We start from the raw sequence: 12,843 nt of genomic DNA on the forward strand, positions 1-12,843 counted from the left end.
ATTTACGAATAGCTTATATTGCAGCTTGCCCTGTAACAGAAAACTTCCAAGTCTCAATGCCTGCCTAACGCTATAGCTTTACACTACATAAAGCTTAATTCAACGTCTTTAATACTTCATCACTGTAGGGGATAATTTCTTCTATCCGTTGATCACGTAACTTCACCGCAAACGCCGGATCAACCAGCAAAGCCCGTCCAACCGCAACCAGATCAGCTTCCTCTCGTTCTACTTGCCCCACGAGTTGTTCTAATCTTGCCTCTACACTACTGGATTGATCGGTTTGACGATTATTATTTTTTTCCAAATCACTTAAAAAGGCCTTCTCCAAACCAATCGAGCCCACAGTGATAACTGGCTTGCCTGTTATCTTTTTGGTCCAAGCTGCCAGGTTTAGATCAGACCCTTCAAATTCCGGTTCCCAAAAACGGCGGCTTGAGCAATGGAATACATCCACCCCGGCCTTCACTAATGGAGTGAGAAACTGTTCCAGTTCCTGTGGTGTTTGGGCCAGTTTTTCTTCATAATGGTACATCTTCCACTGGGAGAATCGCAGTACAATTGGGAAATTCGGCCCCACTGCACGACGACAAGCCTCAATGACCTCCACTGCAAACCGAGTACGCTGGGCCAAATTGCCTCCGTATTGATCGGTACGCTTGTTGGTTTTGTCCCAGAAAAACTGATCCATTAAATAGCCGTGTGCACCATGAAGCTCAATGCCGTCAAAACCCACTCGCTGGGCATCGGCAGCGGCCTGAGCATAAGCTGAGATAATATCCGTAATCTCCGCCTGCGTCAATGGCTCAACCACCTTTTCACCAGCGGGAGAAATACCGGACGGACCGACAGGCAATGCCTCGGGATTCGGTTGGTTATCCGCACCTATTTTACGGGCCGTACCCACATGCCAGAGCTGCGGTATAATCTTGCCACCCGCCGTATGGACCTCCTCGACGACCTTCGCCCACCCCTTCAATCCCTCGCCATAAAAATTAGGAATGCCCGTATGCTCTACGGCTGCGGGATGATTAATAGCAGTACCCTCCGTAATAATCAACCCGACTGCATTTTCCGCACGGCGACGATAATAAGCGGCAACCTCAGGGCCTGGGATACCTTGAGGAGAAAAATTCCGTGTCATTGGAGCCATAACGATCCGATTGGGAAGAGATAAATTACCTACCTTAAAAGGTTTAAATAGTATGTCTGTATTCATTATTTTCATCCTCCGCTCTCAACTAGTGTTATCATTTTCATTCTACTGCTATACAATTCCATTTTACACATATGTAAACTTAAGTTCAAACAGCCACAGTTTATAATTCCAATATGCTACACACAAAAAAAGAGGAAGCGGCTCTATGTCCGCTTCCTCTAATCTAATTAGTTTGTACTTATTAGTGTGCTACCATGTTGTATTCCATAATCCATACAGAACCACCAACAATGGTCAACAGGATAACTACCCCGAAAATCAAAGTCATGACATTCCAGCGTGGTCCATTGCTTTCACGAATGTGCATGAAGAAGAAAAGCTGAACCAGAAATTGCAGCACTGCCGCGGCTAAAATAACAACCATGGTCGAAGTGCGGCTCAACATATGATTCATAACCACACCGAGAGGAATGATGGTCAGTACGATGGACAGAATAAACCCGATAACATAGGATTTCACTGAACCGTGAGAATCATCATGACCATGCGAACCCGCTCCTGTTTGATGCTGTGCCATCTACATCACCCCCATCAAATAGACGACTGTCAGCAAGAAGATCCAGACAGCGTCCAAAAAGTGCCAGTACAAGCTCAATGCCGAAACTTTTCCCTTCGTCTCTGGTGTAAGCCCGCGTTTTTTCAACTGGAACATGAGTCCAATCATCCAAACCAGACCTAACGAAACGTGAAGTCCGTGCGTTCCGACCAAAGTGAAGAATGCCGACAAGAACGCACTCGTTCCAAAATTGGCTCCTTCGTGTACCAACTCAACAAACTCGTAAACCTCAAAACCGATAAAACCAAGACCCAGGATCGCCGTCACGATTAACCAGTTGATTAATCCCTTCATGCTTCCTTTGTTCATGGCCAACACAGCCAGACCACTTGTGAAGCTGCTCGTGAGCAAGAGGAACGTTTCAATAATAACGCCCGTCATGTTAAACAGCTCTGCGCCACCCGGTCCTCCGGCTGTGTTGTTCCGAAGGACGACGAAGGTTGCGAACAAGGTACCGAACAGGATTACGTCCGTTATGAGGAAGATCCAAAAACCAAGCATCTTCAATTCTTGCGGATCGTGATGCCCGTGGTCATGATCATGGCTTTGATGTGCTGTAGCTTGTGCCATTATACAGACCCCCTTATTGCCGCTTCCGTGCGTTTTACTTCATCCGCAGGGATATAGTAGTCGCCATCATAAGAGAAGAACGAACGGCAAATCATACAAATTGCCACACCGATCAGCCCTGGAATATAGAAGAACGACCATCCGAATACGAACCCGAAACCTGCAATGAAAAAGAATACCGACATAATGAATGGAATCGCCGAGTTTTTCGGCATATGAATCGCTTCAATCGGCGGTTGCTTTCTGAAAATACCTTTTGCACGTTTATCTTTTTCTGCCCACCAGTCATCACGTTCTTCTACTTGCGGAATGGTAGCAAAATTGTATTCCGGTGCAGGTGAAGGAATCGACCATTCCAACGTATGACCACCCCAAGGGTCGCCAGTTGTATCCTTCAGCTTGCGGAAATTCTTGATACCCAGAAGAATTTGAAGAACCTGGAACAAGAATCCAATTCCCATCAGGAATGCCCCAACGGTAGAAACCATGTTAAGCGGCTGCCAGCCGGTATCCCAGCCGTAAGTGCTCAGACGACGCGTCATACCCATCAGACCGAGAGAATATTGCGGAATAAAGCATACATAGAAACCGATATTCCAGAACCAGAAAGCCCATTTACCAGGCGTTTCAGGCAATGTGAAACCGAACATTTTAGGCCACCAATAGTACAGACCTGCCAAGTAACCGAACACTACACCACCAATCAGAGCGGAGTGAAAGTGAGCGACCAGGAAGTAACTGTTATGGAACTGGAAGTCTGCAGGTGCTACAGACAACATTACGCCCGTCAAACCAGCAATCAAGAAGTTCGGAATAAACGCAATTGCCCACATCATAGGTGTTTTAAATGTGATCTTACCCCGATACATCGTGAACAGCCAGTTAAATACTTTAACCCCTGTCGGTATTGCGATAACCATCGTCGAAATGGCAAAGAATGCATTAACATCTGCGCCTGATCCCATCGTGAAGAAGTGATGCGCCCAGGTGAAGAAGGACAGGATAGCAATTATGAACATGGCGTAAACCATGGATTTGTAGCCAAACAATTTCTTTTTGGAGAATACGCTGATGACCTCGGAATAAATACCGAAGGCAGGCAATACTACGATGTATACCTCAGGGTGACCCCACATCCAAACCAGGTTGATATACATCATCGGGTTACCGCCAAAATCAAGGGTAAAGAAGTGTCCTCCTCCGAAACGGTCAAGGAATAGCATAGCTAAAGTAACCGTCAGAATCGGGAACGCGAAAATGACAATAACACATGTTGAAAATACGGACCACGTAAAGACAGGCATTTTCATCCAGGTCATACCAGGTGCGCGCATTTTAATAATAGTAACAATAAAGTTGATACCCGTAGCCAATGAACCTATACCAGAAATCTGAATACCCCAGATATAGAAGTTCTGGCCGACGCCGGGGCTAAATTGCAATTCTGAAAGCGGTGGATAACTCAACCACCCTGCATCTGGCGAACCGCCGATAACGAAGGACAGGTTGAACAGCATCGCTCCCATAAAGAAAAGCCAGAAGCTCAGTGCGTTCAAGAAAGGGAACGCTACGTCGCGCGCACCAATTTGAAGAGGTACCGCGATATTAAACAAACCAAACATCAATGGCATCGCCATAAACAAGATCATGATCGTGCCGTGTGTTGTAAAGATCTGATTGTAATGCTCAGGATGCAGCAGTGTAACATCCGGTGTAGCAAGCTGAACACGCATCAACAATGCATCCACGCCTCCGCGGAATAGCATCAAGATGGCTGCGAGGATATACATAATACCGACTTTTTTATGGTCAACGGTAGTCAACCAGTTTTTCCAAAGCCAGCCCCATTTTTTGAAATAAGTGAGCACAAACACGATTCCGATCATCGCAAGAGCAATGGAAACGTCCGCTCCATAAATCATCGGATCTCCAGTGACGAAGAAAGTGGATGCAAACTCTTTTATTTTATCAAGCATTGGGGGCCTCCTTCCCTATATTCATTTAATTGTGTCCGCTCATATTCATATGACTCATGTCCAGTGCAGTTTCATCTTCTGTGCCGTGCTTGGAAGAACCTTTAGTGGATGTTCCCTCTCCATGACCTGCATGTGGGTTAGAAGCACCATCTACTACATACTTGGTTACGATATCCTGGAACAATCCGTCTGGAATCGAAGAATACTCATCAGGCTGGGACAGACCTGGTTTGGCAAGCGCCAAATAGCCATCCTTCGTCAGCGGCTTAGACTGCTTTTTAATGTTAGCGACCCAGTTTTTATACTCTTCATCCGACTGAACCTCTACATCAAAGCGCATTTGTCCAAAATGCTCACCACTGAAGTTTGCACCCGAACCAAAGTAAGTTCCTTCCTGATCGGCCTGCAAATGCAGCTTCATAGCCATGCCTGACATGGTGTAGATCTGACCGCCCAATTGCGGAATCCAGAACGAGTTCATTGGGGCGTCGGCAGTCAGTTCAAAACGGACCGGAACACCTTTAGGAATGTGAATTTCATTGACTGTAGCAATACCTTCTTCCGGATACATAAAGAGCCATTTCCAGTCCAGTGCAGTTACTTGGATGGTTACAGGCTTTTGTGTACTTGCCAACGGTTTCGAAGGCTCCAGCAAGTAGGTATATCTCACAGTGATAACCGCAATAATCAAAATAATAACAATCGGAATACTCCACCATACGGTCTCCAGTTTTTTACTGTCGTCCCAGTGGGGCTGGTATTTCGCCTTGTTATCCGGTGCGTCGCGATAACGCCAAATGATGAAGAAAGTCAAAAATATGACCGGTACAATTAGAAGTGCAGCCATAGACGTTGTAAGAATGATCAGCTCTTTTTGTGCTTGCCCAATAGGTCCTTTCGGATCGAAAACAACGTATTTTCCGCCAGCATAAAAACACGTCCAAATGAGCAATGCTACCGTGAGCACGGTCAAAACCAACGCAATAATCGCTTTTGGTTTTTTGTTCATGTTGTTCCCCTCTCCTTGAAATAATAAATTACTCAAAAACTTAATACTAACGAATTCCTGTAATGTTGCCCCTATATAAGATATCAGAAAAGCGGGGGTTTTTTTTATTGTTAACAGAATTGTCGATTAATTGTCCGTTTTTTGTGAAAAACCTCTCTAAAAATAAATTTTATCTTGCAAATTCAAAATCTTTCATTACTACAAAGATGACCTTAAGAAAAACTATTTCGAAGCCATTCAGAGAAGACAGACCGCCATTAGCTGAAGTTTATTCTTGCGTTAACAGAAAGCAAAAAACGGGGCTTCAGACAGTTTATAATTCTACACTGTACGAAGACCCACGTTGTTGTTTTTCTAAAGATGTTTTTTGGTTCTACAAGTGACTACGATGCTGGAAAACCCTTCGTTTTAACTGCGGCCCTTCTCCTGATCTTCCTTCTTGCGGGCAATGACCAGCCCTTTTCCGATCATATAAATAAAAAATCCGCCAACGACACATCCAATACCCACCATTAAATATATATTACGATCACTTAGATTACCTAAATTGAACAAAATAAGAATAATTCCTACAATCCAAGCGAGCCAGGCGATGACAGACACCGAGCGGCTCATTTGCTTTTCGTTCGATCCTGATTTTCTAAAATTCGAAGCCATATCCTCCACTCCCTTTGGTCTAAAATTGTTGAAACGTCCTCTTCAGGTATTTTTGTCAGTATGCACAATTCCTGTGATTTAATTCTTAATAGCCTCACCATACTTTTAGCAACCTGCAATTCATCTTGGATATTATTACCCCAGAGGACTCGCTATTCAAACAAAAGGGAGCGGAAACAGGCCAATGTTCGCTTTAGTATCAATGTACATTTTCTTTTAGCGTCTGGTCTCCAGCCAGTTGTTACTTACGACATTTCGATACCAGTAGTAGCTTTCCTTGGGGGTACGGGCCAGAGTGCGGAAATCGACATGAATCATACCGAATCTCATATTGTACCCTTCCGCCCATTCAAAATTGTCCATGAGCGACCATGCCATATAGCCTTTGACGTGAAGGCCGTCATGAATCGCCCGATGTACCTGCACCAAATGCTGCTGCATATAGGAAATGCGTCGGTCATCCTGAACCTTTCCATTTACGATCTCATCGTTGATACAAGCCCCGTTTTCTGTAATATAAATATCGATGTTGCCGTACTTTTGCAAATAATGCAGGACCTCATACAGCCCGCGTGATTCCACCGGCCAGCCGATATCTGTCACAGGCAGCCCCATATTAATCTCTTCGGATTGAAGGAACCCAGCTTCCGGATTAAAACGATTGACGGACATAGCGTAGTAGTTTATACCGATCAGATCAATAGGTTCGCTAATAACGTCCATATCTCCTTCTTGAATCGGTACGGTAGCTCCTTGCTCGGCGAACCAGTCTACCAGAAACTGAGGATACGAACCCTGATAGATGGGCTGGAGAAACCAGTCACTATGCAGGGAAACCGTACGCGCACACGCCGCTTTGTCTTCCTCGGAAGTGCTATAGGGTACAGCCCAGGAGACGTTCGGCGCTATGCCAATCTGACCACTGGTGCCCAACTCGCGGAAACGGCGTACGGATAGACCATGCGCAACCAGTAAATTGTGCCCGACGTTGATGGCTGTCTGGAGATTGGTCAGACCGGGAGCATGAACTCCCAGCATATTGGATAAAAAGGCGATGCACCATGGCTCATTGAACGTCAGCCAATGGTGTATCTTTCCGTGGAACTCGCGGAACATCGTCTCCGCATAATGAACGAATGCCTGAATCGTGCGACGGTTTTCCCATCCTCCGGCATCTTGAAGCACCTGCGGCAGATCCCAGTGATACAGCGTACAAAACGGCTCAATTCCATTTTCGTTCAACATATCCACTACACGATGATAATAGTCCAGCCCTTCCTGATTGACTTCACCGTCACCATTGGGGTATATACGCGGCCAAGACACCGAAAAACGATATGTCCGAATGCCCAGCTCCTTCATCAGCCGGATATCTTCTTCGTAGCGATGATAGCTGTCACAGGCTACATTCCCGTTATCTCCGTTGAACACCTTGCCAGGCGTATGGGCAAAGGTATCCCAGATGGACAAACCTCTTCCATCCTCCTCATAGGCCCCCTCGATTTGATAGGCCGCCGTTGCTGTCCCCCACATAAAGTCCTGCGGAAATTGAAAAATGGTCATATTTTTTCTTCCTCTCCATCAATAATAATCGAATGTCTGTCCGTAGTTTCCTGCTCTTTGGTAAAATTCCATGACAAAATGAATCCTCCATGCTCTGGATCAGGCTGAGCCTGCCAAGCATCTGCACTGAACGGATGGGCACTGCGAATCGTGCAGCGTCCCGTCGGGACGGATGCGGTAAGTTCCGCGCGGACGAGCCGGGAACCGGACCATTCCATGCTGACCGTCATCCCGCCATGCCCCCGCAATCCGCTGACCCTCCCCTCCGACCATGCCGAAGGCAGGGCAGGCAGTAAGGTCAGCTCACCCGGACGACTTTGCAGCAGCATTTCCGCAATCCCCGCCGTCGCGCCGAAGTTGCCGTCGATCTGAAAAGGCGGATGAGCGTCGAATAAATTTGGATAGGTCGAACGCGACAGCAATGTGCGCACATACCGATGTGCTGCTTCGCCATCCTCCAACCGAGCGTACAGGTTAATCAACCAGGCACAGCTCCAGCCGGTATGACCACCTCCATGATCAAGCCGTCGGCGCAGCGATATGCGGGCCGCTTCCGCCAGCTCCGGGGTATCACGAACATGAATTTGTCGGCCGGGATACAATCCATACAGATGAGAAACATGTCGATGTCCCGGCTCCGCTTCCTCAAAATCGGCAAACCATTCCTGTAATTGTCCATGACGACCGATCTGGTAGGGCAGCAGGCGTTGCAGCGTCTCTTCACAGCGGTTGCGGAATTCACGGTCTAATTCCAGCAGGTCCGCAGCCTGGATGCAGTTGCCCAGCAGCTCCCGAATTAGCGTCATATCCATCGTGGAACCCATGGATATACTGCAATCCTCTCCGTCGGGGGTTTTAAATTTGTTTTCAGGTGATATAGAAGGCGAGGTCACAAGCCAGCCGTCCGGGCCTTCCACGAGCCAATCCATACAAAAGGCGGCCGCTCCCTTCATCAGCGGATAAGCTTGTTCCGCCAAATAAGCCGTATCCTGAGTAAACAGATACCGTTCCCATAAATGGGCGGTTAGCCAGACACCCCCGAGCGGCCAAAAGGCCCAACTGGCATGGCCTCCTGACGGTCCGGCATACCTCCACACGTCTACATTATGGTGGGCCGTCCAGCCTTGAGCTCCATAATGGATCGAAGCAACTCTGCGCCCTGTGCGGCTAACTTCACCAATCATGTGCAGCAAGGGTTCATGGCACTCGGCAAGATTGCATATCTCCACCGGCCAATAGTTCATCTGGGTATTAATGTTCGTTGTATAATTACTGTTCCATGGCGGCTGCACCCGGTCATTCCAGATACCCTGAAGATTGGCGGGCTGACTGCCCGGACGCGAACTGGCTATCAGCAAGTAGCGTCCATACTGAAACAACGTTACCTCCAAATCCGGGTCCGCCTGACCTTCACGGTACTGCTCCAATCGCAAGTCAGTCGGAATTTGTCTCTTTGTCATTTGATCCGTCCCGGCATCATCCCCAAGCTCTAACTCAACGCGGCCAAATAGTTCCCGATGCTCCTGCTCATGCCGTTGCTTCACCTGCTCGTATCCAAGCGAGACTGCTTTATCCAGCGTAGCTTGGCATACGCTTGTCGGTTCCGCTGCATCACTGTCCGGTTGAGTATCAAATCCCCGGAATCCAGTAGCTGCGGCCAAATACACCGTGAGTTTATCCGCGCCCGATACACTCAGCACTCCGTCAGCGTCCTCTGTCAACGTTCCCCCCTCGGAGATCACCCTCGCCTGAATCGCAAAAGCCATCCCCAATTCATCCTCGTAAACAACCGACTGCGGATGATCCCCGCGATAGTTTGACTCCACATGACTGGGCGCTCGTCCGGTTAACGTAATTACGTTTCTCGTTGATTCATCAGCTGAGCCATCCTCCTTGTCATTATCCCATGGGAATGAATCACCAAAATGTGCATCCTCGCCAGCCTTGGCTTCACAAGGATGCGGTGTTGTGATGCGCACGATTGTATTGATCCTTCCAGCCCTATCCGCAGTCAGCGATACCATAATAATTCCATCCGGCGCGCTGGCGATGACCTCACGGGTATAACGGATACCCCCGCTATGAAAAATGACCGCAGCCGTTCCGGTGGCCAAATCCAGTTTGCGTTCATACTCCACAATTTCCCCAAGTCCCTGCTGTGTAATCCACAAATCGCCCAAAGGCTGATAAGCCTCCGTATCCCGGCCCAGCATATTCGTATTGATCAGATGCTCGGCATCCTTGTATTTTCCGTCTGCAATCAGCTCCCGAACGGGCTTCAAATATCGCAATGCGTCATACTGAACGCCATCCCTGGGAAATCCGGACCAGAGCGTATCCTCGTTTAATTGCAGACGCTCCTCCCCGATCCCCCCAAATATCATCGCGCCCAGCCTTCCATTGCCGACAGGCAATGCTTCCTCCCATACCTTGGCAGGTTGGCGATACCATAAACGCAGGGATTTTTGCTTTTCACGTTGTCCCACATCAAATCCTCCCCATTGAGATTAAACAGAGCTCCAATCCCGTATTAACCCCAAGGACAAGCGCTCTATCATTTCGGCATATCAAAGCTCGGTTAAGTTAACTCCTTATTTAGAAGCCTTCCCGCTCCATAGCTCCACTCTGTCCTTCACCAATTGCGTGTATTGCTGTTCCATTTGTACCGCTCCGGCGGCATCCAGCTCTTTAAGCATGTTGTCGTATACGGTGTCAAAATTGGATGTCGGGGCCAAGATAGCCTCCGGTATACGCTTACGGATAATATCCGTCGTTTTTTTGAACGTAACATTATAATTGGATTCATTGTCTGTCGTCAGGTTATAGGCTGCTCCCCATGGCTTCACATCAAATTCCTTCTCGCTCGGGAACAGCTCCTTCCACGTTTTTACGCCATACGCCTTGAGCGACTCCTTTTCCGGCTCCGAATAGCTTGCGATAATTTGTTCCGGAAATTTGGTGGTGTAATAGTTACCCGTAGCGTCCTTTACACCATCACCGTAGTGTCCACTGATCAACGTGTACAGCTCCAGCCCGGTTGTTTTGTTGAAATTGGTGGCGTTGTTCGTTTTTTGCTCCAGCACATCAGCCGGAATAACGCGTTTACCGTCTTTGACCTCATAATGCTTACCTTCGATTCCCCAGTTCACCAGCACCTGTCCTTCATCGGAGGCTAAAAAATCAAGGAACTTAATAGCCCGCACCGGGTCCTTGCAGCTCTCGGTAATGCCTACACCGTAACCGGACATAAAGCCTGTATCCTGAAAGGAATGATCCTTATATTCCTCTGAAAGTGTAACTGGAAAATGTGCATAGCTGGCATCAGCCTTGCCTGACGTTTTTAACGCATTTTCAGCTTCCAGGTAGCCCCACTCCTGGTCAATTAGACCGAGAACACGCCCGCTGGCGATTTTGGATTTGTATTGGTCACTTTTTTGTACAAAGGATTCCTTATCCAGCAGTCCCTCATTGTACATGTGGTTTAACCAGCGAAAATATTCTTTTTCCACCGGGCGCTTGTAATGGAGCTTGGCTTCAAATGTCTTGGGATCAATATTATATTCTCCATCGTCTGACGCTCCGGTCGTCTGGTAGGCAGGATTGGTTACCGTAATCATGATTCTCCAGTCATCCGCATCCAGTGTGAGGGGAATTGTCTTTTTACCATCAATGGTCGGATGTTTGGCTACATAGGTTTTGAGTACGTTTTCATAATCCTGTAGCGTTTTTACCTTCGGATATCCCAGTTCCTTGAGTACCCTGTGCTGGATTTCAAATCCACCCGTCGCATCAAAGTTCTTCTGCCCCACACCTGCATACGTAGGGATGACATAGATAGCCTGATCCTTGTTGCTATATTTCAGTCGATTCATGTAGGGGCCGTACAGCTTTTTGAGATTCGGCGCGTGCTCGTTGATCAGATCGGTCAGATCAATCATTGCTCCTGCATCCACCAGCTTGCTCACATTCGCTTTGGCAGACACCAGATCCGGGTACTCTCCGCTCGCCGCCATCAAAGAAATACGATCATTTCCGCCTCCGCCGCTGACATCAAATTCCGCATTCAGGGTTACGCCCGTCTTTTTCGTAATTTCCTGGCCTATTTCATCCTTCATTCCGTTCCATAGTGGGCTTGGGTCAGCTCCAAAGAAGCTAAACGTAATCGGATCGGTTCCGCTGGATGAGCCTTCCTTGGCTGCTTTCTCACCTCCACTGCAGCCTGCCAGTGCAGCAAGTGATACCACGAGCAGGGGAATGAGTGCAAATCTGGACCAAACCTTTTTCATAAATAAAACCTCCTATATTCTTATGATGACTTAACCTGCAATCGCTGTTGCTTTACCACCGGAATTCCGGCTTTTATGATTTCACCGCATTATGATTTCACCGCTCCCAGTGTCATGCCGCCTACAAAATACTTTTGCAGGAACGGATACACCAGCAGGATGGGGAGCGTGACCGTAATCGTAATCGCCATTTTGATCGACTCTGGCGAGATTTGGGCCATTTGCTTTGCCATATCATTGCTGTTCGTCATGCTGGAGCCGCCTTGTTGCGTACTTTGTAATACCTTCATTAACTCAAATTGCAGCGTCGTCCATTGCGGAGTTCCTCCATTATATAAATACGTATCAAACCACGAGTTCCACTGATTTACCGCCAGAAAGAGAGCAATCGTTGCCAATACAGGCTTGCACAACGGTAAAATAATTTTCCAGTAAATTGTAAAATCATTCGCTCCATCCAGCTTGGCGGATTCCTGAAGCGCGTACGGCAAACCATCCATAAAGGAACGAATGACAAACACATTAAATGCGCTGATCAGTCCCGGAAAAATATACACCCAGAACGAACCCAGCAAATGCAGATCACGCATCAAAATAAATAAAGGTACCATCCCGCCGGAAAAATACATTGTCAACGCCAGAAACGTGGAGATAAATTTACGGGCGCGGAAATCGACCCGACTCAGCGTAAAAGCGAGCATGGATGCACAAACCAATCCCAAGACCGTACCGAGCAGCGTACGCAGAATAGATACCTGCAAGCCTCGAAGGAGACCGTCATACTGGAAAATCGTTTTATAATTTTCGAGTGTAAATTGGCGAGGCCATATATAGATTCCGCCACGAACGGTATCCGTCGAGTTGTTCAGTGAAATCGCCAGCACATTCAAAAACGGATATAATGTCACCACCACGATCAAAGCCATCAGAACATAGTTGAACAGGTCAAACAGCTTTTCAGACCGGGTCGCATTAAAAGCCTTTGTCGTCATTTCGCATCTCCCTCC

Annotated in this window: 10 protein-coding genes; all 10 read right to left on the reverse strand. The window is 47.6% G+C overall.

Going from position 1 to position 12,843, the window contains the following annotated elements; translation table 11 throughout:
- Positions 1 to 94: 94 nt before the first annotated feature.
- The 10 genes from L696_RS0113450 to L696_RS0113495 all read right to left on the reverse strand — a co-directional run bounded on the left by L696_RS0113450 (position 95) and on the right by L696_RS0113495 (position 12,828).
- Positions 95 to 1,219 carry an NADH:flavin oxidoreductase gene (locus L696_RS0113450; protein ID WP_025684099.1) on the reverse strand — a complete coding sequence of 375 codons (1,125 nt, stop codon included), beginning with the start codon at positions 1,217 to 1,219 and terminating at the stop codon, positions 95 to 97.
- Positions 1,220 to 1,400: 181 nt separating this feature from the next.
- Entirely contained in the window at positions 1,401 to 1,736 is a 336-nt protein-coding gene (cyoD, locus tag L696_RS0113455) for a cytochrome o ubiquinol oxidase subunit IV (protein ID WP_023990326.1), read from the reverse strand.
- Positions 1,737 to 2,345: a cytochrome o ubiquinol oxidase subunit III gene (gene cyoC, locus L696_RS0113460; protein ID WP_025684100.1), complete on the reverse strand. Its 609-nt coding sequence runs from the start codon at positions 2,343 to 2,345 to the stop codon at positions 1,737 to 1,739.
- Positions 2,345 to 4,321, reverse strand: a complete 1,977-nt coding sequence (locus L696_RS0113465; RefSeq protein WP_025684101.1) for a cbb3-type cytochrome c oxidase subunit I — start codon at positions 4,319 to 4,321, stop codon at positions 2,345 to 2,347. Before L696_RS0113465 ends, cyoC begins: the two co-directional genes overlap by 1 nt.
- A gap of 25 nt (positions 4,322 to 4,346) precedes the next feature.
- Entirely contained in the window at positions 4,347 to 5,330 is a 984-nt protein-coding gene (cyoA, locus tag L696_RS0113470) for a ubiquinol oxidase subunit II (RefSeq protein ID WP_025684102.1), read from the reverse strand.
- Positions 5,331 to 5,738: 408 nt separating this feature from the next.
- Positions 5,739 to 5,987 (reverse strand): hypothetical protein, encoded by a 249-nt coding sequence (locus L696_RS0113475; RefSeq protein ID WP_014278150.1) that lies wholly within the window; start codon positions 5,985 to 5,987, stop codon positions 5,739 to 5,741.
- Positions 5,988 to 6,203: 216 nt separating this feature from the next.
- Entirely contained in the window at positions 6,204 to 7,550 is a 1,347-nt protein-coding gene (locus L696_RS0113480) for a GH1 family beta-glucosidase (RefSeq protein WP_025684103.1), read from the reverse strand.
- On the reverse strand, positions 7,547 to 10,036 hold the full coding sequence (locus tag L696_RS0113485) for a glycoside hydrolase family 95 protein (RefSeq protein WP_025684104.1): 2,490 nt from the start codon (positions 10,034 to 10,036) through the stop codon (positions 7,547 to 7,549). The genes L696_RS0113480 and L696_RS0113485 overlap by 4 nt, the downstream gene beginning before the upstream one ends.
- 105 nt (positions 10,037 to 10,141) lie before the next feature.
- Positions 10,142 to 11,836 carry an ABC transporter substrate-binding protein gene (locus L696_RS0113490; protein ID WP_025684105.1) on the reverse strand — a complete coding sequence of 565 codons (1,695 nt, stop codon included), beginning with the start codon at positions 11,834 to 11,836 and terminating at the stop codon, positions 10,142 to 10,144.
- An 89-nt stretch (positions 11,837 to 11,925) separates the two neighbouring features.
- Positions 11,926 to 12,828, reverse strand: coding sequence for a carbohydrate ABC transporter permease (locus L696_RS0113495; RefSeq protein ID WP_025684106.1), 903 nt, complete (start codon positions 12,826 to 12,828; stop codon positions 11,926 to 11,928).
- Positions 12,829 to 12,843 lie beyond the last annotated feature (15 nt).

It is taken from the genome of Paenibacillus maysiensis, from assembly GCF_000520815.1.
In the GTDB taxonomy this organism is placed as follows: Bacteria; Bacillota; Bacilli; order Paenibacillales; family Paenibacillaceae; genus Paenibacillus; species Paenibacillus maysiensis.